The sequence below is a fragment of the Pseudomonas sp. TAE6080 genome (genome assembly GCF_018732265.1).
Taxonomy (GTDB): domain Bacteria; phylum Pseudomonadota; class Gammaproteobacteria; order Pseudomonadales; family Pseudomonadaceae; genus Aquipseudomonas; species Aquipseudomonas brenneri.
The window spans coordinates 27,135-52,936 of the sequence record NZ_JAHIDY010000034.1; the positions used below are offsets into that span (position 1 = coordinate 27,135).

36 protein-coding genes, 2 other RNA genes and 2 pseudogenes are annotated in these 25,802 nt (G+C 58.3%); 15 read left to right on the forward strand and 25 right to left on the reverse strand.

The features are described from left to right. Window positions 1-95 precede the first annotated feature (95 nt). From KL786_RS22205 to KL786_RS22290, 18 genes are all read right to left on the reverse strand, one after another. Complete coding sequence (locus KL786_RS22205; protein ID WP_092235923.1) at window positions 96-629, reverse strand: hypothetical protein; 534 nt, start codon at window positions 627-629, stop codon at window positions 96-98. Then, on the reverse strand, window positions 629-1,066 hold the full coding sequence (locus KL786_RS22210; RefSeq protein WP_092235926.1) for a Mor transcription activator family protein: 438 nt from the start codon (window positions 1,064-1,066) through the stop codon (window positions 629-631). Before KL786_RS22210 ends, KL786_RS22205 begins: the two co-directional genes overlap by 1 nt. Further along, on the reverse strand, window positions 1,063-1,479 hold the full coding sequence (locus KL786_RS22215) for a gp16 family protein (RefSeq protein ID WP_092235929.1): 417 nt from the start codon (window positions 1,477-1,479) through the stop codon (window positions 1,063-1,065). The genes KL786_RS22210 and KL786_RS22215 overlap by 4 nt, the downstream gene beginning before the upstream one ends. Beyond that, window positions 1,476-1,754 carry a hypothetical protein gene (locus KL786_RS22220; protein ID WP_092235932.1) on the reverse strand — a complete coding sequence of 93 codons (279 nt, stop codon included), beginning with the start codon at window positions 1,752-1,754 and terminating at the stop codon, window positions 1,476-1,478. Before KL786_RS22220 ends, KL786_RS22215 begins: the two co-directional genes overlap by 4 nt. Continuing rightward, an RNA gene (locus KL786_RS22225) (hammerhead ribozyme type II) lies at window positions 1,755-1,825 on the reverse strand. It lies immediately after the preceding gene. After that, window positions 1,824-2,495, reverse strand: a complete 672-nt coding sequence (locus KL786_RS22230; protein WP_092235935.1) for a DUF2786 domain-containing protein — start codon at window positions 2,493-2,495, stop codon at window positions 1,824-1,826. The genes KL786_RS22225 and KL786_RS22230 overlap by 2 nt, the downstream gene beginning before the upstream one ends. Window positions 2,496-2,500: 5 nt before the next feature. Further along, an RNA gene (locus tag KL786_RS22235) (hammerhead ribozyme type II) lies at window positions 2,501-2,572 on the reverse strand. Next, on the reverse strand, window positions 2,571-2,792 hold the full coding sequence (locus KL786_RS22240; RefSeq protein ID WP_092235938.1) for a hypothetical protein: 222 nt from the start codon (window positions 2,790-2,792) through the stop codon (window positions 2,571-2,573). The genes KL786_RS22235 and KL786_RS22240 overlap by 2 nt, the downstream gene beginning before the upstream one ends. 8 nt (window positions 2,793-2,800) lie before the next feature. Continuing rightward, entirely contained in the window at window positions 2,801-3,208 is a 408-nt protein-coding gene (locus KL786_RS22245; RefSeq protein WP_092235941.1) for a hypothetical protein, read from the reverse strand. A 2-nt stretch (window positions 3,209-3,210) separates the two neighbouring features. After that, window positions 3,211-3,489, reverse strand: a complete 279-nt coding sequence (locus KL786_RS22250; protein WP_092235944.1) for a host nuclease inhibitor protein — start codon at window positions 3,487-3,489, stop codon at window positions 3,211-3,213. Window position 3,490: 1 nt separating this feature from the next. Continuing rightward, window positions 3,491-4,111: a DUF3164 family protein gene (locus tag KL786_RS22255; protein WP_092235947.1), complete on the reverse strand. Its 621-nt coding sequence runs from the start codon at window positions 4,109-4,111 to the stop codon at window positions 3,491-3,493. A gap of 11 nt (window positions 4,112-4,122) precedes the next feature. Beyond that, window positions 4,123-4,446, reverse strand: coding sequence for a hypothetical protein (locus KL786_RS22260; protein ID WP_092235950.1), 324 nt, complete (start codon window positions 4,444-4,446; stop codon window positions 4,123-4,125). After that, window positions 4,430-4,807, reverse strand: coding sequence for a hypothetical protein (locus KL786_RS22265; protein WP_092235953.1), 378 nt, complete (start codon window positions 4,805-4,807; stop codon window positions 4,430-4,432). The genes KL786_RS22260 and KL786_RS22265 overlap by 17 nt, the downstream gene beginning before the upstream one ends. Next, window positions 4,804-5,418: a hypothetical protein gene (locus tag KL786_RS22270; RefSeq protein ID WP_092235956.1), complete on the reverse strand. Its 615-nt coding sequence runs from the start codon at window positions 5,416-5,418 to the stop codon at window positions 4,804-4,806. Before KL786_RS22270 ends, KL786_RS22265 begins: the two co-directional genes overlap by 4 nt. Further along, entirely contained in the window at window positions 5,418-6,140 is a 723-nt protein-coding gene (locus KL786_RS22275; RefSeq protein WP_092235959.1) for an AAA family ATPase, read from the reverse strand. Before KL786_RS22275 ends, KL786_RS22270 begins: the two co-directional genes overlap by 1 nt. A gap of 24 nt (window positions 6,141-6,164) precedes the next feature. Continuing rightward, complete coding sequence (locus KL786_RS22280) at window positions 6,165-8,216, reverse strand: Mu transposase C-terminal domain-containing protein (protein ID WP_092235962.1); 2,052 nt, start codon at window positions 8,214-8,216, stop codon at window positions 6,165-6,167. After that, complete coding sequence (locus KL786_RS22285) at window positions 8,209-8,649, reverse strand: hypothetical protein (RefSeq protein WP_092235964.1); 441 nt, start codon at window positions 8,647-8,649, stop codon at window positions 8,209-8,211. The genes KL786_RS22280 and KL786_RS22285 overlap by 8 nt, the downstream gene beginning before the upstream one ends. A gap of 2 nt (window positions 8,650-8,651) precedes the next feature. Next, entirely contained in the window at window positions 8,652-8,987 is a 336-nt protein-coding gene (locus KL786_RS22290; protein ID WP_092235966.1) for a helix-turn-helix domain-containing protein, read from the reverse strand. A gap of 159 nt (window positions 8,988-9,146) precedes the next feature. On the opposite strand from KL786_RS22290, the gene KL786_RS22295 reads away from it, so the two are divergent. Continuing rightward, window positions 9,147-9,866, forward strand: a complete 720-nt coding sequence (locus KL786_RS22295; protein WP_092235968.1) for a LexA family transcriptional regulator — start codon at window positions 9,147-9,149, stop codon at window positions 9,864-9,866. 139 nt (window positions 9,867-10,005) lie between these two features. Next, on the forward strand, window positions 10,006-10,302 hold the full coding sequence (locus KL786_RS22300; RefSeq protein ID WP_252193823.1) for a double zinc ribbon domain-containing protein: 297 nt from the start codon (window positions 10,006-10,008) through the stop codon (window positions 10,300-10,302). Between the two features lie 155 nt (window positions 10,303-10,457). Here KL786_RS22300 and KL786_RS22305 read toward each other — a convergent pair. Then, a pseudogene (locus KL786_RS22305) lies at window positions 10,458-10,670 on the reverse strand (energy transducer TonB family protein); the annotation flags it as partial. On the opposite strand from KL786_RS22305, the pseudogene KL786_RS22310 reads away from it, so the two are divergent. The 6 genes and pseudogenes from KL786_RS22310 to KL786_RS22335 all read left to right on the forward strand — a co-directional run. Beyond that, window positions 10,667-11,148: pseudogene (locus KL786_RS22310) on the forward strand (TonB-dependent receptor domain-containing protein); the annotation flags it as partial. The pseudogenes KL786_RS22305 and KL786_RS22310 sit on opposite strands and share 4 nt — an antisense overlap. 128 nt (window positions 11,149-11,276) lie before the next feature. Continuing rightward, window positions 11,277-12,113, forward strand: coding sequence for a 5'-nucleotidase, lipoprotein e(P4) family (locus tag KL786_RS22315; RefSeq protein ID WP_215518997.1), 837 nt, complete (start codon window positions 11,277-11,279; stop codon window positions 12,111-12,113). A gap of 262 nt (window positions 12,114-12,375) precedes the next feature. Next, the gene (locus KL786_RS22320; protein ID WP_215518981.1) at window positions 12,376-13,101 is read left to right on the forward strand and encodes a DUF969 domain-containing protein; all 726 of its coding nucleotides are present in this window, start codon (window positions 12,376-12,378) and stop codon (window positions 13,099-13,101) included. Further along, window positions 13,098-14,048, forward strand: coding sequence for a DUF979 domain-containing protein (locus tag KL786_RS22325; RefSeq protein WP_215518982.1), 951 nt, complete (start codon window positions 13,098-13,100; stop codon window positions 14,046-14,048). Before KL786_RS22320 ends, KL786_RS22325 begins: the two co-directional genes overlap by 4 nt. Before the next feature lie 7 nt (window positions 14,049-14,055). Continuing rightward, window positions 14,056-14,688: a pyroglutamyl-peptidase I gene (gene pcp / locus KL786_RS22330; RefSeq protein WP_215518983.1), complete on the forward strand. Its 633-nt coding sequence runs from the start codon at window positions 14,056-14,058 to the stop codon at window positions 14,686-14,688. Window positions 14,689-14,786: 98 nt separating this feature from the next. After that, entirely contained in the window at window positions 14,787-15,467 is a 681-nt protein-coding gene (locus KL786_RS22335) for an HAD-IA family hydrolase (protein ID WP_215518984.1), read from the forward strand. Here the strand turns inward: KL786_RS22335 and KL786_RS22340 are convergent. The 3 genes from KL786_RS22340 to csrA form a co-directional block, all read right to left on the reverse strand. Beyond that, window positions 15,454-15,705, reverse strand: coding sequence for a bL27 family ribosomal protein (locus KL786_RS22340; RefSeq protein WP_215518985.1), 252 nt, complete (start codon window positions 15,703-15,705; stop codon window positions 15,454-15,456). The genes KL786_RS22335 and KL786_RS22340 overlap by 14 nt on opposite strands. Before the next feature lie 89 nt (window positions 15,706-15,794). Continuing rightward, the gene (locus tag KL786_RS22345) at window positions 15,795-16,061 is read right to left on the reverse strand and encodes a hypothetical protein (protein ID WP_215518986.1); all 267 of its coding nucleotides are present in this window, start codon (window positions 16,059-16,061) and stop codon (window positions 15,795-15,797) included. 211 nt (window positions 16,062-16,272) lie between these two features. After that, a complete protein-coding gene (gene csrA / locus KL786_RS22350; RefSeq protein WP_007920550.1) occupies window positions 16,273-16,467 on the reverse strand; it encodes a carbon storage regulator CsrA in 195 nt (64 codons plus the stop codon). Window positions 16,468-16,715: 248 nt separating this feature from the next. On the opposite strand from csrA, the gene KL786_RS22355 reads away from it, so the two are divergent. Further along, complete coding sequence (locus KL786_RS22355) at window positions 16,716-17,090, forward strand: SPOR domain-containing protein (RefSeq protein WP_090290764.1); 375 nt, start codon at window positions 16,716-16,718, stop codon at window positions 17,088-17,090. A gap of 37 nt (window positions 17,091-17,127) precedes the next feature. Here the strand turns inward: KL786_RS22355 and KL786_RS22360 are convergent, their stop codons facing one another. The 3 genes from KL786_RS22360 to KL786_RS22370 form a co-directional block, all read right to left on the reverse strand. Beyond that, window positions 17,128-17,817: an endonuclease gene (locus KL786_RS22360; protein ID WP_065943850.1), complete on the reverse strand. Its 690-nt coding sequence runs from the start codon at window positions 17,815-17,817 to the stop codon at window positions 17,128-17,130. Window positions 17,818-17,821: 4 nt separating this feature from the next. After that, complete coding sequence (locus KL786_RS22365; protein WP_032859507.1) at window positions 17,822-18,073, reverse strand: DUF1654 domain-containing protein; 252 nt, start codon at window positions 18,071-18,073, stop codon at window positions 17,822-17,824. 205 nt (window positions 18,074-18,278) lie between these two features. Next, entirely contained in the window at window positions 18,279-19,367 is a 1,089-nt protein-coding gene (locus tag KL786_RS22370) for an asparaginase (protein WP_032859510.1), read from the reverse strand. Window positions 19,368-19,883: 516 nt separating this feature from the next. Between KL786_RS22370 and KL786_RS22375 the strand changes: the two genes are divergently transcribed. The 6 genes from KL786_RS22375 to rbsD all read left to right on the forward strand — a co-directional run bounded on the left by KL786_RS22375 (window position 19,884) and on the right by rbsD (window position 25,793). Next, window positions 19,884-20,840, forward strand: coding sequence for a sugar ABC transporter substrate-binding protein (locus KL786_RS22375; protein WP_215518987.1), 957 nt, complete (start codon window positions 19,884-19,886; stop codon window positions 20,838-20,840). A 61-nt stretch (window positions 20,841-20,901) separates the two neighbouring features. Then, window positions 20,902-22,455 (forward strand): sugar ABC transporter ATP-binding protein, encoded by a 1,554-nt coding sequence (locus tag KL786_RS22380; RefSeq protein WP_215518988.1) that lies wholly within the window; start codon window positions 20,902-20,904, stop codon window positions 22,453-22,455. Next, window positions 22,452-23,429, forward strand: a complete 978-nt coding sequence (locus KL786_RS22385; RefSeq protein ID WP_154842533.1) for an ABC transporter permease — start codon at window positions 22,452-22,454, stop codon at window positions 23,427-23,429. Before KL786_RS22380 ends, KL786_RS22385 begins: the two co-directional genes overlap by 4 nt. A 3-nt stretch (window positions 23,430-23,432) precedes the next feature. Then, window positions 23,433-24,455 carry a LacI family DNA-binding transcriptional regulator gene (locus KL786_RS22390; RefSeq protein WP_215518989.1) on the forward strand — a complete coding sequence of 341 codons (1,023 nt, stop codon included), beginning with the start codon at window positions 23,433-23,435 and terminating at the stop codon, window positions 24,453-24,455. A 22-nt stretch (window positions 24,456-24,477) separates the two neighbouring features. Beyond that, entirely contained in the window at window positions 24,478-25,395 is a 918-nt protein-coding gene (gene rbsK / locus KL786_RS22395) for a ribokinase (RefSeq protein WP_215518990.1), read from the forward strand. Further along, a complete protein-coding gene (rbsD, locus tag KL786_RS22400) occupies window positions 25,392-25,793 on the forward strand; it encodes a D-ribose pyranase (protein WP_215518991.1) in 402 nt (133 codons plus the stop codon). The genes rbsK and rbsD overlap by 4 nt, the downstream gene beginning before the upstream one ends. The last annotated feature ends 9 nt before the right edge of the window (window positions 25,794-25,802 follow it).

Consider the following 25,802-nt stretch of genomic DNA (forward strand, 5'->3'; position numbering starts at 1 on the left):
CGTTGAGGGAACGGTGCCAGCTTCGCGTATAGAAGGTATTGGTTGAGTATCAGCGGGGTTTAAGAAAAACCCCGCTCGGTGGCGGGGATGGAGACTTACGAACTGCGAATTTTCTTCATAAAAGCAATGTCCTCATCGGATACGCCTTCTTTCTTTCTTTCCGCCTCCCACTCCGCTTCTGTCTGCTCTTTAACTGGTTCAGCGCGTGTCAGATCTGGATTTGCAATCTCAGCATCACAACTCAGTGAGTCTTCTTTCCAGACTCTATTTGAATAATCAATCTCATGCTGTGTAGGTGGCTTGCTAAGGCAAGCACCATTAATGAAAGACACATTGAGAAGCATCTGTCTGCAACTGGAATGAACAAATCGAGCACTGTACGTCAAATTATTTGTCGGTTGCTCTTTAAGTCGTTCGTTAATCACCTGCATGACAGCAGACTGTTTTTGCCTGTCTTTTATCATGCACGCCTGTTGAGCATGAGCCCGTAGGACATTTGCAAACTCACGATTTTCTAAAGCCTCTGTAGTCGCTTGTTCAATTGAAACGCTTCCCGGATTAGCGGCAAGGCAGCATCCGGTAAAGCCGATGAGCAATGCCATAGTGCTGATTGCGGCTAGTCCTTTCATCAGTGCATCGTCCCTTCGTCAAATCCAAATAGGTCAGGCTCGTTCTTGCGATGCAGCGCCCGTTGTCGGCGAATGATGTCATAAATGGTCTGGTTCGCAAGGTCGTACTTGCTGACCAGGTCCGGGATCTTAATGTCGTTATCCTTCCAGTCCCGATAAATCATGGCATCGCGTAGCGCCCGTTTGAGTGCATCCCCGCGTGGCAAGTACACCACTCGCCCCCCCATCACGGAGCAAATCGCAAAAACAACATGCCGAGCCAATTCCGCGGCTTCCACACCCGGTTTGATCTCGACCAGGAGCTTGGCCTCGGCGATTTCCACCATTTCACGCAATGAGCCCTCCCAGCGGGATATAACCGTAGGGTCTTGCATGTTCGCCAGTACTTTCTTGGCGTCCAGTTGATCAATGTCATCCGGGAACAGTTCTTCGTTCATCGCTCAGGCCTCCCGTGTCGGCGGGCATCGTAGGTCAATGCCGCAACCAGTTTTTGCAGTTGTCCAGGGTCGAGCCATTCAACGCGCTCAACCTTGAACATGCGCAAGGCCATACCATCGGCATACGCCCAGGAGCGTTTCGCCTCGGCGAGAAAGGCCTTAATTTTACCCACCAGCTTCTCCCGGTCTGGCGCAGGTTTCGGCGTTTTGCGGCCATGCTTTTTAGCCGGTGCTGACGCCCAGCCCAACCGGGCGAACTCGGCTAGTACTGCGCCGGTCTGGCGTGGAGTCAGGTCTTTGGCCGAACGCACACCAGCCACACGGACCAGTAAGGCGCGGTAGGTTTCGTCATCTAGCCCCAGATCTTTTTTGGCGATATGGATTTTGCTCAGTTGCATGTTTCGCGTGCTCATTGTCTTCCTCCTTTGATCAGGGCCTGGAACGCGGCCGGGTCGTTTCGGGACAGTGCGGCGACACCATGAATAGCCATGGTGAGCGCATGTTCTGTTTCATCGAACGCCCCGGCGCTGCGGATCTGTTCCACTTCGCTCCTGGTGCCGCTATAGATTTCCATCTTGAGTTTGCTAGCGCCCATAGCCAGGCGCTTATCCTTGTCGCGCTTGCGCTGGGCGCGTTTACGCTCGCGAGCCAGGCGGGTTTTGCGCTGTGTGGGTGATTCGTCTGTCATGGGTGGCTGCTCATCAGTACCGGACAACCACGTCCGGCAGACCGCCCCAGCAAGTCGGGACGGTTTCGCTTAGTGCAGGGCAAGCTGTTCCTGACCGTTAACCCCATGGTTTAAGCGCACATCACCCGCTGCAAGAATGCCGTGCAGGGCGTCGGTCATCGCACGCACGCCATTGCCCTTGCTGGCGTTGCGGTCGCGACAGCCGAGCTTTTCCGTTTCTGCGTGATGCTTGAGCATGTACGCCGAAGTCGCCGGGGATGGTTCATCGTTACCGGCAAAAGCCATGACCTGCTTTCGTACCGCCGATACCCAGGCCGCACAGAACACGTCGGCGCGCTTCGTCTTGGTCGCGGTCTTGCAACGCTTCAACTGAGTGTTGATAAAGTCGCGTCGAGACTGCCGAACCTGGCGCAGCAATAGCGTCATGGTGTAGCTGGCCAACTCCGCCAGTTCGCCGATAAAACGCCACTCACCGATACCAGCCATGAACAGGACTTTGCAGGCGTAGGCTTGAGTAACGGCTCCAACCAGGTTGGCTTCCCATTGCGGCGGGGTCATCTTTGAACCACTACGGGCGGCACATTCGTAGACTTCGGATAGCTGGATATCCGATTCTTCTAAGCGATACTTTTCCATCAAGGCACGGGCCTGGCGCATGGCAGCGGCGGCTTCGTGCGGGTTGTCGCTTGCTGCCAGGCGCAGCAGTTTTTTGATCTTGTCTAAGGCTTTGCTGTGATCCATGTCTTCCTCGGCTGCTCATCAGTACCAGGCAACCACGCCTGGCAGACCGCCCCCAGCAAGCCGGGACGGTTTCGCTTATTGAAGGGTCGTGGTGCTCGGTTGCCAGCGGCAGGCAGGAATGGCACCCAACATCTTTTCGCTGGCGACCAGGTCGAATAGCTTGTTGGAAAGTCGCACGGCTTCCGTCTGCCGGGGTGCGCCCAGGGGGCTGGTCGGTACGCCTGTCATATCGACGGTGACGGAGGGCTTGCCGTTGCCTTCGGTGCGGTCCTCCAGGGTGATTGTGATCTTTGCCATGGGGCTTCCTATCGTTGAGTGTGGAAATTGATGTGGTAGTCGCGAGCCACCTGGCGCACGTACTTTTCGGTCATGTGGTGCTTACGTGCGATCCACTTGGGTGAGTTGCCCAGTGCTGCATCTGCCATGATCAACGTGGCGTGCTTGCGGGTATCCGGCACGACTTCCTCAAGCTCGGCAGATACAGAGGGCGAAGTTGCGGCCACAGAGACAAACAAGTGGGCATAGACCGGTGTCCGCTCTGGGTTAATAGTGAAGGTCGCAGGGGCGCTGCTCATCTGGTGGCCTACCTTCTGAATTTTTCCGCCGCGTCCCAAAAATTGCTCAGTCAGGCGGTCGAGGTTGGCGCGTTCAACATCGTGTTGCGGCGAGTGAATGGGCAGAGGATCGCTGCGGGTGTCGTGATAGCGCTGCATGGTCAGGCCCCCGATGCTCTGAAACCTGATTGGTTGCGTTTACCCAGCCACTGGATAAAGCGCGCCACGGCGGTCATACCTTCACGCGGGTTTTGTGCCTCAGGAACACCGGGAACAAAGAGCGTTTCGTTGTCCAGTCGAGATAATCGAGCGCACGCGGTGAGGATGTCGCGGACCATTTTTTCTTCGCCGGTGGCTAGCGCAATGGCACCCTCTGGGAGGGTGACGCCGAAGTCGATATGGCCGGATGAAAAACAATAGGCGGTGATGGTTTTTTTCATTTCAAACTCCCGCGATATCGAGGCTGATAGCTTCGTACTGGTCAGTATCACCAACACGCTGATACACACGGATGTAGGACTTGGAGCCAACCACCTGACAGGCGTCACCAATGGCCTGCATGGCGCTCTGCCAGCGTTCATCTGTGATTTCCATACGGCGCAACGCCAACACACGGGCCGTGCGAATGTCGCCTTTCTGGTCAGTCCGAAAGGCGTCATTCACCAGCGTGACAATTTCGGGGCGTGCCCCGGTGGTCCAGTCGCGTAGGCATTCATCAATCAATGCCCGCGCTGCCTGGAGGCGTTCGTCGAAGGCGATGCTTTCCTGGACGGCGCGCATGATCTTGTAGCGACCATCAAAACTAATCAGGCTGACATTGCCCTTCTTGCCGCCGATCTGAGCCCCGTACTGCTCGGCGCTCAACTCGACGAAGGCTTCGATATCGCCAAATGCCGCCGCTTTGAACTGCGACAGTACGGCGCTGGCTGCTCGGGCTTTTTCAACCAGTGCGAGAACCAGGGCGTCACGTTCCAGGTCGATAGGCTTGATCAGAATTTCGGGAATCAGCCGCTTTTGAGCGTCAACGCGGTAGCCTTCGGGAATGGTTTGTTGTTGTGTCATTGCAAGGTTCCTCAGTGGAGAGTCGGGCGCGACCAGTCAGCAGGACGGGCGGCGCTAATGGGTTCGCGCCATTCCAGGGTCACGCCCTGAAACTGCACGTTGTAACGAGTGCTGCCGGCCGTGCCGTGGCGTTGGTAGCCGTCGGTATGGCCGAGGTTGATCAGGCGCTGACCTGATTCGGGAGTGATCACCAGGAGATTGTTTGCAGGGTGAAACGCCTGCACGCGGATGCCATGCGCCTGCAAATTGCGGGCGGCGGCGTTAAACACCCGCAGACGGTCTGCCAGGGTCGGGGTCAGGACTTTCAATGGCGTGCGGTTAGTGGAGGCGAGCATGGGCGTTCTCCTGGTTGCAGCAGTCGGGGTTGATTGGGCAGTGTTGGCAGGCGCGCCAGTGCTGCATCGCCTGCGGGTTGTGAGTCGGTGCCGGTTTTTCGCGGTAGCTTTGGCACTGGTCAGAGGTGATGGTCTCGTCCAGAGCGACGCATTCAATACGGCCCAGGGTTTCCATCACACGCCGCTCCACGCCCGCAGTGCTGGGGGATGCGTAGCGGTTGGATAGAATCAGACTGACGGCCGTGCGGCTCATACCAATGCGCTGGCTGGCCTTGGTTTTGTTGGTGGCTGCGACCTCGGCGGCAAGCAGGCGCACGAACAGCGGCGCTTCGCTACCCCAAGCGGACAGGTTGACGTTCATAGGTCAGCCTCCGCAGGTGCAGGCTGACGGAACACGACCTTGCCCAGGTTCGGGTCAAACACCTGCCCGATTTTCTGAATCATCGGCGGACGGGGTCCGGTGTATTTGCCAGGGGCCAAGCGATAGCGAGCCTTTTGTTTCTGGCTGCCGGGCTGAACCTCAATCACATAGCCCGCACGCTTGAGCCAAACCAGATAAGAGCCAGCGGTTGAGACAGTTGTCGGCGTTACGGTTGAGGCCTGGGCCGCTAACTCGTTGGCGTCCAGTTCCCCAAGAATGCGCAGCGTGCGCCACATTGCTTCGGTGCCTTTGCCCGAATTGCTTGGTTTGCCTTCCTTGGTGAGGGAAGGGGCTTCAGCACCTACGTCCTTGATCAACCGCAGTGTTTGCGCTTTAAACAGCTCACCGGAAACTACCTCGACAAAGTCACCACGTATCAGCGACTGCACGTAGGTATTGACGACAGTTCGGTCTGTTTTGGAACGCTGGGTAATTTCGGCAATTTTGAAGCCGTCACGGCCTGCACGGATGGCTTCCCAGATGCGCTGGCGATTGCTTTTGCTGCCGCGCATTTCCAGATCAATGGATTTACGACCACGACCGCCAGCCATCACGCGCCCCTCCGTACAGGAGCCTCGCCGGTAAACCAGCCCCGTGAGCCCCAGCCAGCGAGGTCGATGCTGTCGATGCACATGGCTTGGGTTTCGCTATAAACCTTGTAGAGATTGACAGCGACACGACGCAGGCAGCCGCGCACCTTGACGCGCAGATCTTCCAGCAGGTCATCGGCAAAACTCAGTTTCGGATAGCTGGCCTGGGCCAGGGCGCGCAGATCGTCGAGGGTCGCGGGTTGAGCGGGCACCCACTCCAACACCCGGTTATGCAGGCGCTCCAGTTTGGCCAGGCTACCCGGCACACGTTCTTCCCCGATCAGCACAATGGTGCCCTGACTGGCGTTATAGATGTCGGTCAACACGTTGGCGACGGCCTTTTCCAGCAGGTATTGCACGTCGTCTATTAGCAGGGGGCGACCACTGCGGGACAGTTGCTCGGCAACCTGATCAACCATCACCGACAGAGTCAGACCAGGTGCGATACCCATCTCGCGCAGGATGGCTTGCAGAAAGGCTTTTTTGCTCCAGGTGTCGCGACACTCGACGTAATAGGCACGGTGCTGGTTGGCTGCGAAGGCCGCACCAACGCTTTTACCCAGCCCACTCGCGCCATACATCACCACTAGCCCAGGCAACCCCGCAGGGCGTGCATGGGCACGGGCAATGGCGGCAGACAACAGGCCGACATTTGTCAGGGGAACAATCTTGGTAACACTCATAATTCGACTCCTAAAGGTCTTGGGTTAAGCGCGGGCCTGGTCGGCGAACGCGAACATTTGCTGAATGGATTTGAAGTCCGGGTGTTGCGGGTAGCGGGCATGCCACTGCATTTCCTCGGCCGTCGGCGATTCGCCGCTAGTGATGCGGCCATCGATCAGGAGCCAGAGGCGGTATCGGGCGGTTGGGTCGGCTGGCAATTCAAAGGCCGAGGCCTGCGGTGCAGCCAATTGAGCGAAGCGCTGGGCCTCGGCGAGTTGGTCAGGCGACAGGTCGTACTGGCTCGACTGCGAAGCAATGACGCGCATTTCCACGTCTTGCCCGGTAATGGTTTTGGCTTTTTTGACCAAGCGGGACAACTGGCCGCGCTCGCGCTTCTCGCTGGCTTTTTCCAGCATTGTTTTCGGCATGGCAGGGCTAGCGTTGCCGTCGAGCAGCGCCTCGCCGATCAGATCGCCCTCCAGGGAGTGGACCCAAACACGGCTGGCGTCACGGAAGTCATAGGCCACGCGGACCTGTTCCCCGTGGAAACCGTCCAGGTCTTTAAGGAAGTAGGTGCCGCTGTTCCATTGCACCTGGCAACGGTGAACGGTGCGCTCGACCTGTGGCCGGGTCAGGCTCTCGACGATGTTGCTGTCAGCCAACAATGGTTCCCAGCCCTCGGCCTCTGCCGACTTCCAAGACTCCATTGGGCTTTGGTGGCGCTTGCGCATGGTCGCAAGGTCGCGGAATTTCGGCAGACCGCGATGTGGGCGGCGGTTGTAGTCATCGAGTGCTTCTTGCAGGGCCGCGAAGAACACCGAAAATTCAGGCACAACTGTCGGCGCGATACCCAGGGCGAGCTGTTTACGGGACAGCTTGTGGGTCTTGGTAGCGGCCTCTTTATCCATGTCGGCGCCGATGTAACTGTCGAACGTCTTGGCGAGCCGAACCAGAATGGTTTTATGGGGGCGCTCAATTACGCCGCGAGCCTGGGAGTTGTAGGGCAGCGAGTGCGTGATAGTGCCGCCCAGGCGGTCGTTGACCTCATAAACAACGGCGTTGTCAAAGCCGCTGCCGTTGTCCACGTAAAACACCTTGTACATGCCGCAACGACTTACGCCGTCACGTAAGGTGTCCAATGTGGCTAGGGTTGACTCGGCCAGGTTGACGGAGAAACCGACGATACGGCGGGTGCCCCAATCAATGACCATGGTGATTTCCGGGCGGAAAATCTGCCCCGTCAATGGATTGATCACTTCGGCGTCAAAGGTGTGGCCGTCAGCCACCCACACGTCATTCGGCCAGAGCATGTCGGCCTGACGGCGGTTATAGGCTTTTAAGGCGTTCAGTTCGTGCGGACCCATGCGCCCATGCTCACGCACCGACGGGCTGAGTTTTTTCAGCCAGCGGCGTACCGCGTGAATGCTGGGGCAAACACTGGAATTGATGTTCTGGTGCAATTGCTTGAACTGTTCATAAGCGGCTTCAACGCTTGGTTTCTGCGGGCGTTGGTAGTGCTTGAGGAATGCTTGCGCCCAGGACGGGACGCTCATGTCTTTTTGACGACGGGCCGGAGCCAGGCCTATTTCGCCGTGGGCGCGGTAGTCCGCCAGCCAACGCTTGAGGGTGCGCTCAGACAGGGTGCGGTCTTCGGTCTTGCGGTCGTTGGCGCGGATTACTCGGTCATTCAGATACGGACTGAGGTCGCCGGTTTTCGCCAACCCAACCAGGGTAAGAATGGCGCGGTTTTGGCTGACTACCTTGCTCATGCGTTCGATTTCACGCACGAACGCAAGGCGCGCAGTCATTACAGAAGACTGTGAGTCGTTCAAGCGTGACGCTTTTTCTGAGTCACGCCCGGCTATTACTATGTGTGAATCAACTGCTGGCTCAGGTGTATTACTGACGACAGCCGCTGTTATGAGCGCAGCTTGGGTTTCCTTCGGCAAGACAGCAAATGCATATTCAGTGGCCTTGCTGCCAAGACGTCGCTGACCTTCCCAGCACTCACGCAAGGCAAGCTTACGGATACCCTGCACCGTGCCTGGCATGCTGGGCAGCCCAGCCAGCTCTTGGGGCGAGTACCAACTACGCATGGTCGTCACCGAGCATTTTTTTCAGGTCACGGACTTTTCGCGTTGCATCGTGCGCCACGCGCGATAGCCGTCCGATCTCCGCGTCCAAAGCCTCGCGTCCGTATGCAACACGGCCACCGCGCAGGTGTACCTGCCAATTAGTCAGGACATGGCTTGCACAAACTTCTTCCAGCAACGCTGCTCTATATAGAGGAAGGTTGTGATCTGTACGGGCAGGACTCGACCAAGCGTCTAACATGTTCTTACTTACGTCGTCGCCAGAGAGGCGGGACATGCGAGCCGCAATCTCATAGCGGTCTAGATCAGACTCTTTGAGGACTTCGCTCACAAGCTCGCTGACCTGAGCGCCGTAGTTGCCAAGGCCTGGTATAGAAAGCACAGGCTGCGGAACAGAGAAGATGTCTAAGGTTCTGTCGTCTTTTTGGTTACGCATGTTCAGGCACTCCTTGCCGCTTTACAGTGTCCAACCGGCTGTAGTCCGGTATCCTTGCTGTAGGAAGTGTTTACTTCTGCACGGCTAGGTCGCTGCCGGTGCGGAGTGCCATCAGCGTTCCAGCGCTCCGGCCAAATGTCCGCAGGCTCTAGGCTCAGGACGATGGCAAGTGAGCGTTCAATGCGCGGATATGGGGTGTTTTTGGCGTTACGGATTGCGCGGTCGGTTACGTCTAGCTGGCGCGCAAGCTCAGCCATGGACGTGCCACGAACACGGAGTTGATATTTGATCCACTCCCATCTGCTGGCAGGGTCGGTGGGCATGACGATATCGCTCATAGTTTTGAACCATCTTCACGGGTGGTTTTTTTGGGACGTCTAACGTCCTGTTGCGGATAAACATATCTCGAAAACAGGATTCGGTAAACTGTTTTCGAGAGTTTCTATTCCCTTTTTCGGTTTCCGATCCCGAAAAATAGATTTAGAGCATAGGATTCAATGCCTTACGACGAAAAGAAACAAAAGAAACTCGCTGGAAAAGATGTTTCTTTTCCATATTCGGGATTGGAAACTCGAATTGCGGCTGTTGCCGACCTTTACGAGTCTCGAAAACAGGCTGCGCTGACAGCCGATGCCGCGCTGTCTTCACTCCAGCGCTGGATCGCAGGCGAAGGTATGCCCGCGTTTGACTCCGTAGCGTTGCTGGCTACCGCCAAGGGCGTCTCTCTGGACTGGATTGCTACGGGCAAGGGGGAGATGTTTGTGGGGGCGGCCAAAAAGGAGGCTGTGGCAGACACTGAGGGTGTCTATTCTCACGTACCGCTTTACGACGCCCGCTGTAGTGCGGGCCATGGCTCTTGGACCGACGGGACTAAGGTGCTCACGCACCTGGCTTTCACGACGTACTCACTGCGTAAGAAGGGCCTTGAGCCATCTAAGCTGTCAGCTATCCGTGTGGATGGTGATTCAATGGAAGGGCTGTTAAGCGATGGCGACACCGTCATGATTGACCATGGCCGCAATTCGCTTGAGGGTGAGGCGGTCTACGTGATTCGTCTCGATGACCACCTCTACGCAAAGCGCCTGCAACGGCAGTTTGACGGTTCGGTTAGCATCATCAGTCAGAACAAGGAATACCAGCCAATGGTCGTCCCCAAGGAACGCTTGGGAGACCTGGAAATAATCGGCCGTGTGGTATGGGCTGGTGGCTGGATCTAAGTAATGCACCTATGTCAAAGAGCCCGCTAAATCTGGGCTCTATGACTAATTTCGATTGTTTACCCGCTTGCATTGCTTTGGCACCGTTTTTTCTGGTTTGCAGGACCATCCTTGCCTGCAACGTCCCGGTTTGCCTGGCTTGTCACGAGTTGTCCTGTTTTATCCAGCTTCTTCCCACCAGATCCTCCCCAGTGCCAAAGCTGCCACTAACCCACACGGGCATGGTGGCTCACACGGTGGACGCTACAACGAGCAAGGCGAAGGTCAACCGATCTCCGGTACACCTTGCGCTGGTTGTCGAACCATTAATGTTGGTGATGCACGTTTTTGCCGGCAATGTGGAGGTTCATTGGTGCCAGCCAGTTGCGGGCAGTGCAATGCAGTGATGGCTGCTGGGGCGAAGTTTTGCTCTCACTGTGGTAGCGAGCGCGGGTGAGAACGGTGTGTTCCATCTGTACTGGCGGCAAATTACACGTCAAGGGCTACACAACAAGGTTTGATCAGTTGTGATCTGGAGCTTTTGCCGAGAACTCATAAAGTGTCTTTCCGTGTACCGATTTTTGCCAGTCTCTGTTGCCTTGCTTAAGCCAGTCAGATTGGCCGCTTGACGGAGTACACGACGGGCATGACGATTTCGACGCTTCCATTTTTCAGCATTTCGGCTGGTGGCTTTGGTAGCGGTTGTGCGCGGCGAATCATTTCCAGGGTTGCCTCATCCAGGTCGGCGTTACCTGAACTCTGTATCAATTCGTAGTGCAAAACATTGCCGTTGGCATCGATCACAAAAAGCAGACGGTTGAGGCCAGCAGACATTGGCCTCGCTGGCCGTGTTCTACACCACCTCCAAGCTTGGGGATGTGCAAAGTTCAACAACGGCCTGATCCTGACCCGTACTAAAGAGCGGATCTACGGCGTGGAAGGGCGTGACTGGCAGGACATGACCGGGTGCCGCATACCACCGCTCAAACTGACCGCCTACCTGGAGTTCAAACCGACGCAAGACTGGAGTAACCGCGTGCAGGCCACCTATTTCGACAGTGCCGACTATCGTTTGAATGGCGTTGCAAGCTTTGGCCGGCGCAAGGTCGACAGTTACACCACCGTCGACATGATCAGCCAATACCAACTCAGTGAAAATGATCAGGTCAGCATGGGGATCCAGAACCTGTTCAACCGCAGTTACTACCCGCTCTACAGCCAACTGATGCGTAGCAGCAACAACACCAGCCACCTGCCAGCGCCCGGCACGGTGCTGACCGCAAGCTACACACATCAGTGGTAAATGCGGGCGTTGCGCCTGATTGATCCACTATCGCGACACTCATATTGAGCCGGCCTGCAAGGTGTTATAGAACAACACCCTTGCAGTGCCTGCCGAGGCTGCCTAAACCTCAAGATATGGGTTTGAAAATGAAAGTAGGGAAAAACAACAAGATCCTCGCCGCTCCCATTCTCTTCTCGCTTTTGATGCTTCAATGCGCGCCTGCATGGTCTGGGCAGGTAACCGGCACGGTTTCCAATGACTTGACGTCAGCGGTTGCCTGGAGACAGACGGCTGCTGAATTCGAAGCGCTTTACTATCAAGGTTTCAACGTCGCCAAAATGCGTCTGGACAGTGCTTTGCAGGCGCACAAGGCGGGCGATCGACCGTTGGCGATCATCAGCGACATCGACGACACCGTGTTGAGCAGTAATAGCTACTGGGGCTACATGGTCAATTCGGGGAAAGAGTTCTTCGATGATGCCGCCTGGGATAAATGGGTGGCTGAAAACGGCCCTGTGGCCACGCCAGGCTCAGTGGAATTTCTCAATTATGCGCAATCGAAGGGGGTGGAAGTTTTCTACGTCACGAGTCGTGACCAGGGCGAAAAGACCTATGAGTACGCCTTGGCCAACCTGCGCAACAGCAAGTTGCCCTTTGCCGATGAAAAGCATCTGACGGTTTATCGCGACACGTCCAATAAAGAGCCCCGGCAGATAGAAATTGCCAAGGATTATGAGGTGGTCGTGATGTTGGGCGACAACCTCAATGACTTCAAGCGCAAGTACTACGTGTCCGATGTACAACAGCGCATGGCGCTGATGACTGAAGATAAAGAACAGTTCGGTCGCAAGTTTGTTCTCTTCCCCAACCCTACCGATGGGCATTGGCTCAAAGCCATTTTTGGTGATTCCGAGCCGCCAGCCACGCCGCAGAACAGCGCCAAATTCAAGGCGGCAGCCGGTTCCAAGGCTTGGCAGCCCTGATCACGCCGGTTTGCGCACGAGGCCACGCCGCGATTTGATCCACGCAAATCGTGGCGTGATCACAATGGGTTGCCATCCCCTCACAAACTTTATTGATTTGCAGCAACAATTTTTCTTGTTGGACACCCTCCGCTCCAAGCAGCAAAGATGCCCGCCAATGACCCTCGACCTACCCGGTCAATAATAAAAATCCGCGTCGGGCAGCCCGCTATTGCTTATCAGCGATGCAGGCGTCGCAGCACGCATTCAAGGACTCAACGCCATGCAAACTGTTGTGAACCTTTGGCCGCTGATTGGCGTGCTCGTCATCGTGGTCGGCTTTGTGTTGCGCTTCAATCCATTGCTGGTAGTGACGGCGGCGGCGATTGCCACCGGGTTTGCTGCCCACTTTCCCCTGGAAAAAATCCTCGCCACCATGGGTGATGGCTTCCTGCAGACCCGTGCCTTGCAACTGATCCTGTTGCTGCCCCTGGCCGTTATCGGCTTGCTGGAGCGCCATGGTTTGCGCCTGCACGCGCAGAACTGGATTGCGCGCTTCGAGCGTGCCACCGTCGGGCGTCTGTTGATCATCTATCTGTTTGTTCGCGAATCCACGGCCGCGATGGGCCTGACCAGCCTTGGCGGGCACCCACAGATGGTGCGCCCGTTGCTGGCGCCCATGGCTGAAGGGGCTGCCGAAAAACGCTTCGGCAAGCTGCCGGACAAAGTGCGCCACAAGGTCCTGGCGATGTGCGCCGCCACTGACAACGTGGGGCTGTTTTTTGGTGAAGACATCTTCGTGGCCTTTGGTGCAATTGCACTGATGCACACCTTCCTGTTGGGCTCGGGCATTGATGTCGAGCCGCTGCACATTGCGGTATGGGGCATCCCCACGGCGATCTGTGCGTTCATTGTTCATGCGATACGTTTGCACCGGTTTGACCGAAGACTGACACGCGAACTGACGGCCACTGCGCCAGTCAACGTTCAGTCGGAGGTCGTGCAATGATCATTTCCATTCAATACCTGTACTGGCTCGCCGGTGTGTTGTTGCTGATCACAGCGGGCATGATCCTGGCTGACCGAACCCACCCCAAGCGTTGGTCAAGCGCGTTGTTCTGGCTGCTGTTCGCCATTCCGTTCCTGGTGGGCGAGCACCTGCCGTCGGTGGTCGTGGGGGTTGGTGTGGTGCTGATGGCGCTTATCGCCGGGCTCGGCGGGGTGGGGCGTGGTACCCATGTAGAGCTGCATGACAAGGCCTCGCGCGCCAGTGCTGGGCGGCTGGGTCATAAACTGTTTATTCCGGCCCTGGCGATTCCGCTGACCACTGTGATCGGCTCTGTACTGCTCAAAAATGCCGAGATTGGCGGCGTGCCGCTGCTGGACCCGAAGAACACCACGTTTGTGTCCTTGGGCCTCGGCTGCCTGATCGCCCTGGGGTTGGCCTGCTGGCTGACACGCGACACGCCGGTGCAGGCCTTGCGCGAATCGCGACGCCTGACCGAAGCCCTGGGCTGGGCCATGGTGCTGCCGCAGATGCTGGCGATGCTCGGCCTGCTGTTTAACGAAGCCGGTGTCGGTACGGCTGTCGCTCATGTCACCACCACCTACATCAACCTGGATTACAAGCTGGTGGCGGTGATGGTCTATGTGCTGGGCATGGCGCTGTTCACGGTGATCATGGGGAATGGTTTTGCCGCCTTCCCGGTGATGACCGGCGGTGTGGGCGTGCCGGTGCTGGTGGGCATTTATGGTGGCAACCCGGCGGTAATGGCAGCCATCGGCATGTTTTCCGGCTATTGCGGCACGCTGATGACACCGATGGCGGCGAACTTCAATATTGTGCCTGCGGCGCTGCTGGAGTTGCCCGACAAAAACGCGGTGATCAAGGCGCAGATGCCCACGGCGTTGATGATGTTGCTGGTCAATATCGTCCTTCTTTATGTCTTGATGTGAGGTGGTGATGGGTACGGTGCTACTGACGGCGTTCGAGCCATTCGACCACGACCTGATCAACCCATCCTGGGAGGCGGTGCGCCTGCTGGATGGGGTGCAGTTGCAAGCGGGGGTGACGATTATCGCCCGCCAACTGCCCTGTGCCTTTGCCACCGCAGTCGACTGTTTGAACCAGTTGCTGGCCGAGCACGATCCGCAACTGGTGATTGCCACCGGGCTGGGGCCGGGGCGCAGCGATATTTCCATCGAGCGGGTTGCGATCAACCTCAATGATGCGCGGATCCCGGACAACCTGGGGGCACAGCCCATCGATACGCCAGTGATCGTCGGCGGGCCGGCGGCCTATTTCAGCACCTTGCCGGTCAAGGCCATGGTCAAGGCGGTGCGCGAGGCCGGAATCGCAGCCTCGGTCTCGCACACGGCAGGCACCTTCGTCTGCAATCAGGTGTTCTACAGCTTGCAGCATGCCCTGGCGGGATCTGGCGTGCGCAGTGGGTTTATCCATGTACCCGGCCTGCCAGGGCAGGGGGCTGAGCCCTCGATGGCGTTGGCGACAACGGTTGAAGGGCTGAGGGTGGCCGTTTTGGCTGCCTGGGCCACGCCGCGTGATATTGCTGAGAGCGGTGGCCAGGTGTGCTGATTGCCTGACGCGTCATCCTCCGTTTACAAGCTCTGGGCCGATCCGTAGATTGCATCAGGGCCCAACTACGGGCGACGAGCGCAAGAGGAAACCCAGCAGTGTCCGCCAAAGATCCGGCCGTATTTGACCGTCAGTACCGTGCATTCCTGTTCGATATGGACGGCACCCTCCTCAACTCCATCGCCGCCGCAGAGCGAGTCTGGGCTGCCTGGGCGCAGCGCCATGGCCTGGATGTCGAGGCGTTTCTGACCACCATCCATGGCGCTCGCGCCATCGATACAATCAGCCGCCAGGCACTGCCAGGGGTGGACGCGCAGGCTGAGGCGCGTGGTATTACCGAGGCGGAGATCGCGGACGTGGAGGGCGTGGTGGCGATCCCGGGGGCCGTGGCATTTGTGCAGCGCTTGCCTGCACACTGCTGGGCCGTGATCACGTCAGCGCCCAAGGCCCTGGCCCTGCGCCGCATGCACGCGGCAGGCCTGGTGCCGCCGGCTGTCATGGTGACGGCTGAGGATGTGGCCAATGGCAAGCCAGACCCGGCCTGTTACCTGCTGGGGGCGCAGCGTTTGGGGATACCGATGGGGGAGTGCCTGGTATTCGAGGATGCACCGGTGGGTATCCGTGCCGGTGAGGCGGCGGGTGCGGACGTCGTGGTGGTGACAGCGGCGCATGACGAGTCGATGGTAACGCGGCATCCGACGATTGCGAGTTATGACGAGGTACAGGTCCAGTGTGATGCCGCCGGTTTGCTGCGCTTGCGGCCTTCTACGATGGCTTGAATACCAGCCCGCGACGGGTCAGCAGGATGTTTTCGGCACCCACCCATTGATGGCCCAGTGGGTCGATAATGTCCCCGTGGATGAAGGTGCCTGTGATCAGTTTCAGCAGGTAAAGCTGGCGCAGGCCGGCGAGGACTTCATCGGGTTTGCCCTGCAACTCGGTGGCAGATTTTGGGTTATCTGCCGAGAGCTGTTCGATCAGGGACTGGAGGTGCCTGGCGTTATGTTCTATGTCCATGTCGATAACGTTTTTTATGAATGTATGGGTATGGGTGCTGCCGAGGCGGATAGTTCCTTATGTTTTAAATATAGGATCCAATCGCTGCTTCAAGAGGGATTTTGCTGGCGAGCACGCCGAAATGCCCGGCGACTGAGTTTTCGCTGGATGGCAGCCTGAATGGGTTTGAGGCAGAAGCAGAACAGATAACCACCGAGAAACAACGCCAGGTCGGGCCACGAATGGGCATCCTGTGCGGTGGTGGTGCCTTCCATGTACAGCCTGATGCCGTATCCGATCGTCACGAAGGGCAGGGCAATCAGCAGGGCGATTATCCAGGATTTATAGGTATAAGGCTGTTTGCGGGATCGCCTCATCAACGCGCTCCGAGGCACTGTAAGGTTTTGTTACGTTCCTGGAGGGATTTGTCTGCTAAACGTCCAGCAAGTTCCGTGGATGAGCCTGCGTGCTGACGACAAGTGTCGGGGCCTGGCGCGAGTGCTGCGCTGATCACGGAATACCGTAGACAGGCCAAGGGGCTTTCGCCAGCCGTTACAGGGGACGAGCGGGCTGGCTACTGGGGGTGCTTCAAGGTGTTTCGCGTTTATCCGGGGCAGTCAGGCCTGCCTGGATGCGCTGGTAAATCTCTTCGCGATGCACGGCAACATCTTTGGGAGCATTGATGCCGATTCTTACTTGCTGGCCGCTAACGCCCAGAATGGTGATCGTAATGTCATCACCGATATTTATGCTTTCACCGACTTTGCGGGTGAGTATCAGCATGGACTTCTCCTTGATTGCTTTGAAGGACGCATGTTTCTAACAGGGCGGATGTCGGTTACGTGTAGCTTACTGTGAAGCGCTTCCCTGTGGCTGCCTCTTTTAGGACGCATGGAGGCGGCATTAATTCCCATGGCGCCATCATACAGGTCTGGGAAACATCCTTCGCAATGTTTAAGCCAACGTTTATGACGGCCAGAATAGACAGTGAATGATAAAGTTGCCTCTTTGATCCTTAAAGGGGCAGGGCAGTGCGTAAAGTAGCGATGGCAATTGTGGTATTGGCATTGGCCGGATGTGGTGACGGGCCCAATCTCGATACCCCCCGAGACAAGGCTGAAGCCGCCAAGGCCCAGGCCCCTGCGGTTGCCTCTGTGCAGTGGGATGTCCTGGTGCGTTCGCCCGACAACAAATTGCAGGCGCTGACCGACCTGACCGCCTGGCTGCTGGAAAACGGCTTCCCGTTCTACCTGGCCAAGGAAGACGGCAAGGACCTGGTGCTGTTGGGGCCGTTCGCCAGCAAGGCCGAGGCCGAGGCGAAACAGACCCAATTGCAGGAAAGGCTGGTGAAAAAGAAGAAAACCGACGCCGAGTCGCTGGTGATCGAGCACAAGGCCAGCCAGTAAGGCGCGGCTCAGCGGGATCTACGGATCCCGCTCGCCATCATCCGCAGGCCTTCAGGTTCACCGGGCCGACGAACTCATTGCCACGCCCCATCACGCAGGCCACGGTCTGATTGCGCTGGCGTTCCCAGGGCTGCACGGGGTAGGTCCGATTCCAGGCTTCATACAGTTGGCGGTCCTGTTTCGACAGGCGCAGGCCGTATTGTTTACTCATGTAGAAGTAAGTCCGGGCAATCATGCCGCGGATGGACGGCCTGGGCATAACCTTCTTGGCCTTGAAGTCCACTTGAGTCAGGCATGAACCATATTGCCCGCTCTGCGCCGGCAACCAACCAAAACTGAAGTTGTTGCGATCGCCATTGACCTCGCCAATGCTCGGCACCAGGTTGTGCAGGTCAGCTTCGGCGCGCTTGAAGACGTTATCGGTGCGTGTGCAGTTCTTGCGCCCGCCGTCTTGCCAGCACTGGCGTTGATGGCCGATCTGCCATGCCGGCACAATATGCTCCCATTCGATGCGCGCCGCCCGGTTGGCGTTTTTACGTGGGATGTAGCCACAGGCCTTCAGGTCTACCCGGTTACCCGTGTATTTGCAGCCACAATAGAACTCCGTGGATTGCGGGGCGTAAAGTTTCCAGGCGATTTTCTTGGCTTCACTGAAGGTACGTGGGGCTTGGGCGTGGGCGGCGGTTGCAAACAAAACACAGAGTAGGGCGATAAAACGGACACTCATTGACTCAATCTTCCTTCGGTACGACCCAGAAAATCTGCACGCCACCATCATCGCGATAGGCGAGGGTGACGTTGTCGTTTTCTGCGATTTCCTCCAGCAGGCGTGCCCAATCGTCTTCGGGTTCTTCGGGCAGGCGAAAAATCAACGCGGCCTTGTTTTTTTGGGCGTTGGTGGAATTGATGACTTTTTGCACACGGATCGCCAGGCGTTGGTAGGCGTCGGGAGGTGTCGGTGTTGTAGAGGAGGGCTTGGCCACGGAGGAGTCCTTAGTTAGCTGTACGAACATACAGTATTTAACTGTGAAGAAATTCGCAACTGCTTAAAATCCAAGAAGTCTGTGTGACAACGGTTACGCGGACTGGTGTACGGCGAGGATTTTGTAGGAGCCGGCTTGCCGGCGATGGCGATCTCAGGGACGCCATCGCCGGCAAGCCGGCTCCTACAAGGGTTGTATCAGTGACTCAGTATTCCCAGAAAATACGCTGCAGTTCCTTGCTGTCCTGGGTCTTGGTCAGGGCGACCATGGCCAGGATGCGGGCTTTCTGCGGGTTCAGGTCGTGGGCCACGACCCAGTCGTATTTGTCGTCAGGCTGTTCGGCATTGCGCAGAACGAAACCACCGGCATTGACGTGGGAAGAACGAATGATTTGTACACCTTCCTTGCGCAGTTCCTGCAGGGCAGGCACAACCTTGGCCGGTACCGAGCCGTTACCAGTGCCGGCATGGATGATGGCTTTGGCGCCAGCTTGGGCGAGGGCTTTGTAGGCAGTGTCGCTGACGTTGCCATAGCCGTAGGCAATTTCAACGTCTGGCAGGCTCTTGATGTTCTTGATGTCGAACTCCGAGCTCATGGTGTGACGCTTGGCTGGCTGGCGGAACCAGTAGGACTTGCCTTCTACGACCATGCCCAGTGGGCCCCAGGCGCTTTTGAAGGCTTCGGTCTTGATGTTGATCATCTTGCTCACGTCGCGACCCGACTGGATCTCGTCGTTCATGGTGACCAGTACGCCCTTGCCGCGTGCGTCTTTGCTACCGGCAACGGCTACGGCGTTGTACAGGTTAAGCATGCCGTCGGCCGACATGGCCGTGCCCGGGCGCATGGAGCCCACGACGACGATTGGTTTGTCGGTCTTTTCCACCAGATTGAGGAAGTAAGCGGTTTCTTCGAGGGTGTCGGTGCCGTGGGTGATCACGATGCCATCCACGTCCTTGCTGTCGGCCAGTTCCGCGACACGACGACCCAGTTGCAGCAGGTTGTCGTTGGTGATGCTTTCGGAAGCAATCTGCATCACTTGCTCGCCACGCACATTGGCGATCTGGCTGAGTTCGGGAATGCCGGCGATCAGTTGTTCGATACCGACCTTGGCGGCCTGGTAGGTGGCACTGTTGGCAGCGCTGGCGCCAGCGCCGGCAATGGTGCCGCCAGTGGCCAGGACGACCACGTTGGACAGTTTGGTCTTGGATTCAACTTCCTTGGCCTGGGCGGCAACCGGGAAGAGCAGCAGCAGGGCTAAAGCGCCCGGAACAAAGTTCTTGAGTGCAGATTTCATTATTTTTCTCTCTAGTTTTGATGAGTGCGTGTGCAGGTTCATCCAGAACACCCCGGGCTGCGCTGAGCGCCACAAGGTGCTGATTAAGAGCAGGATTTGTACCAGCGGGATTTTGTTTGGGGTTTGATTTTAACTTGTTGATTTAAATCAATTTTATATCAATGTTCGATTTGTCGGCTTCAGCGCGTGTCCGAGTTTCCGAACGCTGGAGGCTTTGGCGTTCGGTTGTCCGAAAATAGTGCTGGAAAAATCAGGATGTACCTCCTGAAATGTTCCTGCGCAGCTGTCGTTTTAGATAACGATCACCCGGCCCGGATGTTTAGCCACGAGGTCATCGGGCTGTAGGGCCGAAGGTAGAGCCAGTGAGGAAAAAGACTTTTTCTTTCGTTGACAAAATTCGGCAGCCTTCGCATAGTTTGTTAAGCGCAAACGTTTGCGAGATGTTTCACGAGCACTCCGTGAGTGACGTGAAGGTGCAGACATTGCTCACAATAATCATAAGATCGGAGTGAACCCATGAAGCTGCCATTTGCTGGACGTCTTCTTGCTATCGCTGTGCTGGCTGCCGCATCCGCTGCCCTGCCTCTGTCCTCTGCATTTGCTGACGACACCGCCACCAAGCCCAAGGTCGGCCTGGTGATGAAATCCCTGGCCAATGAGTTTTTTGTCACCATGCAAGACGGTGCCAAGGACTATCAGAAAGCCCATGCCGCTGATTTCGACATGATCACCAACGGGATCAAGAACGAAACCGATACCTCTGCCCAGATTGATATCGTCAACCAGATGATTCTCGCCAAAGTTAACGCAATCGTCATCGCGCCCGCCGACTCCAAGGCCTTGGTCAACGTGCTGAAGAAAGCCTCCGATGCCGGGATCAAGGTGGTCAACATTGATAACCGCCTCGACCCCGAGGTGCTGAAAAGCAAAAACCTCGAAGTTCCCTTTGTAGGGCCTGATAACCGTAAGGGCTCACGCCTGGTCGGTGAGTACCTGGCCAAGCAACTGGCGAGCGGCGACAAGGTAGGCATTATCGAAGGTGTGCCGACCACCACCAACGCCCAGCAACGCACCGCCGGGTTCAAGGACGCGATGGATGCGGCCGGGATGAAGATTGTTTCCATCCAGTCCGGCAACTGGGAAATCGACCAGGGCAACAAGGTGGCGGCTGCCATGTTGAGCGAATACCCGGACCTCAAGGCGCTGCTGGCCGGTAACGACAATATGGCCCTGGGCGCCGTTTCTGCGGTGCGTGCGGCTGGCAAGGCCGGCAAGGTCCAGGTCGTGGGCTATGACAACATCGCCGCCATCAAGCCGATGCTGCAGGACGGTCGCATCCTGGCCACCGCCGACCAGGCGGCGGCACAGCAAGCGGTGTTTGGCATCCAGAATGCGCTGAAACTGGTCAAGGGCGAAAAAGTCGAGGCCGTGGACGGCGTGATCGAAACGCCCGTAGCGCTGGTCCTCAAGTAGTAATCCCTGATTGCGCAGCACCGCGCCCGTTCGGACTGAGCGGGCGCCTGGAGATTTTCCTATGTCATCTTCCGCACCGGCCCCTGTCCTCTCGGTCAGCGGTATCGGTAAGACCTATGCCCAGCCCGTCCTGTCTGACATCACCCTGACGCTCAATCGCGGCGAGGTGTTGGCACTGACGGGTGAGAACGGCGCGGGCAAAAGCACCCTGTCGAAGATCATCGGTGGCCTGGTGACACCGACCACTGGCCACATGCAGTTCAATGGCCAGGACTATGCCCCGGCCAGCCGGACCCAGGCGGAACGGCAGGGGATCCGCATGGTGATGCAGGAACTCAACCTCCTGCCGACCCTGACGGTGGCCGAAAACCTGTTCCTCGATAACCTGCCCAGTCGCGGTGGCTGGATCAGCCGCAAACAACTGCGCAAGGCTGCGATCGAGGCCATGGCACAAGTGGGCCTGGATGCCATCGACCCGGATACCCTGGTCGGCAGCCTGGGCATCGGCCATCAACAGATGGTCGAGATTGCCCGCAACCTGATTGGCGACTGCCACGTGCTGATCCTCGACGAGCCGACGGCGATGCTGACCGCCCGTGAAGTCGAGATGCTGTTTGAACAAATCACCCGCCTGCAGGCCCGGGGCGTGGCGATTATTTACATTTCCCATCGGCTCGAAGAGCTGGCACGGGTGGCCCAGCGTATTGCGGTGCTGCGTGACGGCCAGTTGGTGTGTGTCGAGCCGATGGCCAACTATAGCAGCGAGCAACTGGTCACGTTGATGGTCGGTCGTGAGCTGGGCGAGCACATCGACCTCGGCCCGCGCACCATCGGCGCGCCCGCATTGACGGTCACCGGCCTGAGCCGCTCGGACAAGGTTCGCGATGTTTCCTTTGAAGTGCGTGCCGGTGAAATCTACGGCATTTCGGGATTGATCGGTGCCGGCCGCACCGAGTTGTTGCGCCTGATCTTCGGTGCCGACCTGGCCGACAGTGGCACGGTGGCCCTTGGCTCGCCGGCGCGCGTGGTGAGCATTCGCTCGCCGGTGGATGCGGTGGGCCATGGCATTGCGCTGATTACTGAGGATCGCAAGGGCGAGGGGCTGTTGCTCAGCCAATCGATCAGCGCCAACACGGCGCTGGGCAATATGGCGAAGGTGTCCAGCGCCGGCCTGGTCAACGGACGTGATGAAGCGGCGCTGGCCAGGCGACAGATCGACGCCATGCGTATCCGCAGCTCCAGCCCGGCGCAGTTGGTGTCCGAGCTGTCGGGCGGTAACCAGCAGAAAGTGGTGATCGGCCGCTGGCTGGAGCGCGATTGCGCGGTGATGCTGTTTGATGAGCCGACCCGTGGCATCGACGTCGGCGCCAAGTTCGATATCTATGCGTTGCTCGGTGAATTGACCCGCCAGGGCAAGGCGCTGGTGGTGGTTTCCAGCGACCTGCGCGAGCTGATGCTGATCTGCGACCGCATCGGCGTACTGTCTGCCGGACGCTTGATCGAAACCTTCGAGCGTGACCGCTGGACCCAGGACGAATTGCTTGCCGCCGCGTTTGCCGGCTATCAGAAACGTGATGCGCTGCTCAACGAGGCAGCGCCCAGGACAACCCCATGAAAACAGCTACTCCAACCGCAAAAGCCGGCGGCAACTTCTACGGCCTGGGCACTTACCTGGGCCTGGCAGGCGCCTTGATGGCGATGATTGCGCTGTTCTCGGCCTTGAGCAGTCACTTTTGGTCCTATGACACCTTCAGCACCATCGCCAACCAGATTCCCGACCTGATGGTGCTGGCGGTGGGCATGACCTTCATCCTGATCATCGGCGGCATTGACCTGTCGGTAGGCTCGGTATTGGCCCTGGCAGCATCGGCGGTCAGTGTGGCGATCCTGGGCTGGGGCTGGAGCGTAATCCCCGCAGCGTTGCTGGGCATGGGCTGCGCGGCATTGGCCGGGACTATTACCGGTTCCATCACCGTGGCCTGGCGCATTCCGTCGTTCATCGTGTCCCTCGGTGTGTTGGAAATGGCCCGTGGCGCGGCCTACCAGATGACAGGCTCGCGCACCGCCTATATCGGCGACTCCTTCGCCTGGCTGTCCAACCCAGTGGCGTTTGGCATCTCGCCATCGTTCATCATCGCGCTGCTGGTGATTATCGTGGCCCAGGCGGTCCTGACGCGCACGGTGTTCGGTCGCTACCTGATTGGTATCGGCACCAACGAAGAAGCGGTGCGCCTGGCGGGGATCAATCCAAAGCCCTACAAAATCCTGGTGTTCAGCCTGATGGGCTTGTTGGCCGGAGTGGCGGCACTGTTCCAGATTTCCCGCCTGGAAGCGGCTGATCCGAATGCCGGTTCCGGCCTGGAGTTGCAGGTGATTGCCGCAGTGGTGATCGGTGGCACCAGCCTGATGGGCGGGCGTGGCTCGGTGATCAGCACGTTCTTCGGGGTGCTGATCATTTCCGTACTGGCGGCTGGCCTGGCGCAGATCGGTGCGACCGAGCCGACCAAACGCATCATTACCGGCGCCGTTATCGTGATTGCAGTGGTGCTGGACACCTACCGCAGTCAGCGCGCCAGCCGGCGGGGCTAAGACATGGCAACGATCAAGGATGTGGCGGCGCTTGCGGGCATTTCCTACACCACGGTGTCTCATGTGGTGAACAGGACGCGCCCGGTCAGCGAGCCCGTGCGGCTCAAGGTCGAAGCCGCGATCAAGCAACTGGACTATGTGCCCAGTGCGGTTGCCCGCTCGCTGAAGGCCAAGACCACCGCCACCATTGGCTTGCTGGTGCCCAACAGCCTCAACCCGTATTTCGCCGAGCTGGCCAGGGGCATCGAAGACTACTGTGAACGCAATGGCTACTGCGTGATCCTGTGTAACTCCGACGATAACGCCGAGAAACAGCGCAACTATTTGCGGGTGCTGCTGGAGAAACGTATCGATGGCCTGATCGTGACGTCAGTGGGGGGCGATGACAGTGGCCTGACCACGGGCCTCAAGGCGGTGCGCACGCCCATGGTCATTGTCGACCGGGGCCTGGAGGGCATTGATGTGGATCTGGTGCGCATCGATCACGAGCAGGGCGCGTACCTGGCGACCCGGCATTTGTTGGGGCTGGGGCACCGGGATATCGCCTGTATCGGTGGGCCCGCACATACGCGTGTTGCGCAGATGCGCCTGGCTGGCTACCAGCGGGCGTTGCAGGAAGCCGGGGTCACCGTGTCCGCCAGTCGTGTGCTGGAAAGCGATTTCACCAGTACCGGTGGCTATGCGGCGGCGGTGCAGTTGCTGGCAGACAATCCGCCCAGCGCGATATTCGCCGGCAACGACATGATCGGTTTCGGTGTGTTGCGCGCAGCCGCCGAGCGCAACCTGCGGGTGCCTGCCGAGCTGTCGGTGATTGGTTTTGATGACATTCAAATGAGTCGGTATGTCTACCCCGCGTTGACTACCGTGGGCCAGTCGATCCTGCAACTGGGGGAGATGGCGGCGGAGCTGTTATTGCGACGGATTGCGACACCCCAATTGCCGGTTGACCAGCGCATTGTCACGCCGAGCATCGTCTTGCGTGAGTCAACGGCGCCGTTGGCTGCCGTGTTTGCCTCAACCCGCTGAACGAATTGATGAGTATTGATGTATGCCAGCAACAGTAGTGGTAGTAGGCAGCCTGAACATGGACCTGGTGACCCGCGCCAGCCGGCTGCCCCATGCCGGTGAAACCCTGGTCGGCCAGTCGTTTTCCACCGTTCCGGGCGGCAAGGGCGCCAATCAGGCGGTGGCTGCGGCGCGTCTGGGTGCAAACGTCGCGATGATTGGCTGTGTGGGCAACGATGCCTACGGCGCGCAACTGCGCGAGGCGTTGGTGGTGGAAGGGATCGACTGCCAGGCGGTCAGTGAAGTGGCGGGCTCCAGTGGTGTTGCGCTGATCGTGGTGGATGACAGCAGTCAGAATGCGATCGTGATTGTCGCTGGCAGTAACGGCCACCTGACGCCTGCGTCGCTGCTGGCGTTCGATGCCGTGTTGCAGGCGGCCGAGGTGATCGTCTGCCAGCTCGAAGTGCCCATGGACACCGTGGGGTATGCCCTCAAGCGCGGCCGCGAACTGGGCAAGACGGTGATTCTCAATCCCGCACCAGCCAGCGGCCCGTTGCCAGCAGACTGGTACGCGGCCATTGATTACCTGATCCCCAACGAAAGCGAGGCGTCGGCCTTGAGCGGTGTGCCGGTGGATTCCCTGGACGCGGCCAAGGTTGCGGCCACGCAGTTGATCAAGGCCGGGGCAGGCAAGGTGATAGTGACGCTTGGCGCGCACGGTGCGCTGTTTGCTGATGGCCAGGGCTTCGAGCACTTGTTGGCGCCCAAGGTCCGGGCGGTGGATACCACGGCAGCGGGCGACACCTTTGTCGGTGGCTTTGCCGCGGCACTGGCGAGCGGTAAGAGCGAGGCCGAGGCCATCCGTTTTGGCCAGGTGGCGGCGGCCCTGTCGGTCACCCGTGCCGGAGCGCAACCGTCGATTCCCACATTGCATGAAGTCCAAGGCGTTGTTCACCCATGAAAAAGACCCCATTGCTCAATATTGCCCTGTCGCGCGTGATCGCCTCCCTTGGTCATGGTGACATCCTGGTGATCGGTGATGCCGGCCTGCCGGTGCCGCCGGGTGTGGAATTGATTGATCTGGCGCTGACCCAGGGCATTCCCGATTTCATCAGTACCCTGCGTATCGTGCTTACAGAGATGCAGGTTGAAAGCCACGTATTGGCCGAGGAAATCCTGCACAAACAACCGCCGGCGCTGGCGGAACTCAACGCGCTGGCCCCGGGTGACCTGGGTGAGCGCCGCCTGCTCAGTCATGAGGAGTTCAAGCGGCTCACTCACAAGGCCCGCGCGGTGGTGCGTACTGGCGAGTGCCAGCCTTACTGTAATATCGCGCTGGTGTCTGGCGTGACTTTCTAGCATTTCCCA

Bases quoted from the DNA above. Each gene is read 5' to 3' on its own strand.
- KL786_RS22375 (WP_215518987.1), top strand. From the start codon at position 19,884: ATGAAGCTGCCATTTGCTGGACGTCTTCTTGCTATCGCTGTGCTGGCT.
- KL786_RS22345 (WP_215518986.1), bottom strand. From the start codon at position 16,061: ATGAGGCGATCCCGCAAACAGCCTTATACCTATAAATCCTGGATAATC.
- KL786_RS22380 (WP_215518988.1), top strand. From the start codon at position 20,902: ATGTCATCTTCCGCACCGGCCCCTGTCCTCTCGGTCAGCGGTATCGGT.
- KL786_RS22320 (WP_215518981.1), top strand. From the start codon at position 12,376: ATGCAAACTGTTGTGAACCTTTGGCCGCTGATTGGCGTGCTCGTCATC.
- KL786_RS22325 (WP_215518982.1), top strand. From the start codon at position 13,098: ATGATCATTTCCATTCAATACCTGTACTGGCTCGCCGGTGTGTTGTTG.
- KL786_RS22245 (WP_092235941.1), bottom strand. From the start codon at position 3,208: ATGCAGCGCTATCACGACACCCGCAGCGATCCTCTGCCCATTCACTCG.
- KL786_RS22290 (WP_092235966.1), bottom strand. From the start codon at position 8,987: ATGAGCGATATCGTCATGCCCACCGACCCTGCCAGCAGATGGGAGTGG.
- KL786_RS22215 (WP_092235929.1), bottom strand. From the start codon at position 1,479: ATGAGCACGCGAAACATGCAACTGAGCAAAATCCATATCGCCAAAAAA.
- KL786_RS22360 (WP_065943850.1), bottom strand. From the start codon at position 17,817: ATGAGTGTCCGTTTTATCGCCCTACTCTGTGTTTTGTTTGCAACCGCC.
- pcp (WP_215518983.1), top strand. From the start codon at position 14,056: ATGGGTACGGTGCTACTGACGGCGTTCGAGCCATTCGACCACGACCTG.
- KL786_RS22210 (WP_092235926.1), bottom strand. From the start codon at position 1,066: ATGAACGAAGAACTGTTCCCGGATGACATTGATCAACTGGACGCCAAG.
- KL786_RS22280 (WP_092235962.1), bottom strand. From the start codon at position 8,216: ATGCGTAGTTGGTACTCGCCCCAAGAGCTGGCTGGGCTGCCCAGCATG.
- rbsK (WP_215518990.1), top strand. From the start codon at position 24,478: ATGCCAGCAACAGTAGTGGTAGTAGGCAGCCTGAACATGGACCTGGTG.
- KL786_RS22240 (WP_092235938.1), bottom strand. From the start codon at position 2,792: ATGGCAAAGATCACAATCACCCTGGAGGACCGCACCGAAGGCAACGGC.
- KL786_RS22295 (WP_092235968.1), top strand. From the start codon at position 9,147: ATGCCTTACGACGAAAAGAAACAAAAGAAACTCGCTGGAAAAGATGTT.
- KL786_RS22250 (WP_092235944.1), bottom strand. From the start codon at position 3,489: ATGAAAAAAACCATCACCGCCTATTGTTTTTCATCCGGCCATATCGAC.
- KL786_RS22230 (WP_092235935.1), bottom strand. From the start codon at position 2,495: ATGGATCACAGCAAAGCCTTAGACAAGATCAAAAAACTGCTGCGCCTG.
- KL786_RS22390 (WP_215518989.1), top strand. From the start codon at position 23,433: ATGGCAACGATCAAGGATGTGGCGGCGCTTGCGGGCATTTCCTACACC.
- KL786_RS22270 (WP_092235956.1), bottom strand. From the start codon at position 5,418: ATGGCTGGCGGTCGTGGTCGTAAATCCATTGATCTGGAAATGCGCGGC.
- KL786_RS22285 (WP_092235964.1), bottom strand. From the start codon at position 8,649: ATGCGTAACCAAAAAGACGACAGAACCTTAGACATCTTCTCTGTTCCG.
- KL786_RS22260 (WP_092235950.1), bottom strand. From the start codon at position 4,446: ATGCTCGCCTCCACTAACCGCACGCCATTGAAAGTCCTGACCCCGACC.
- rbsD (WP_215518991.1), top strand. From the start codon at position 25,392: ATGAAAAAGACCCCATTGCTCAATATTGCCCTGTCGCGCGTGATCGCC.
- KL786_RS22275 (WP_092235959.1), bottom strand. From the start codon at position 6,140: ATGAGTGTTACCAAGATTGTTCCCCTGACAAATGTCGGCCTGTTGTCT.
- KL786_RS22315 (WP_215518997.1), top strand. From the start codon at position 11,277: ATGAAAGTAGGGAAAAACAACAAGATCCTCGCCGCTCCCATTCTCTTC.
- KL786_RS22255 (WP_092235947.1), bottom strand. From the start codon at position 4,111: ATGACACAACAACAAACCATTCCCGAAGGCTACCGCGTTGACGCTCAA.
- KL786_RS22205 (WP_092235923.1), bottom strand. From the start codon at position 629: ATGAAAGGACTAGCCGCAATCAGCACTATGGCATTGCTCATCGGCTTT.
- KL786_RS22340 (WP_215518985.1), bottom strand. From the start codon at position 15,705: ATGGACATAGAACATAACGCCAGGCACCTCCAGTCCCTGATCGAACAG.
- csrA (WP_007920550.1), bottom strand. From the start codon at position 16,467: ATGCTGATACTCACCCGCAAAGTCGGTGAAAGCATAAATATCGGTGAT.
- KL786_RS22220 (WP_092235932.1), bottom strand. From the start codon at position 1,754: ATGACAGACGAATCACCCACACAGCGCAAAACCCGCCTGGCTCGCGAG.
- KL786_RS22385 (WP_154842533.1), top strand. From the start codon at position 22,452: ATGAAAACAGCTACTCCAACCGCAAAAGCCGGCGGCAACTTCTACGGC.
- KL786_RS22370 (WP_032859510.1), bottom strand. From the start codon at position 19,367: ATGAAATCTGCACTCAAGAACTTTGTTCCGGGCGCTTTAGCCCTGCTG.
- KL786_RS22265 (WP_092235953.1), bottom strand. From the start codon at position 4,807: ATGAACGTCAACCTGTCCGCTTGGGGTAGCGAAGCGCCGCTGTTCGTG.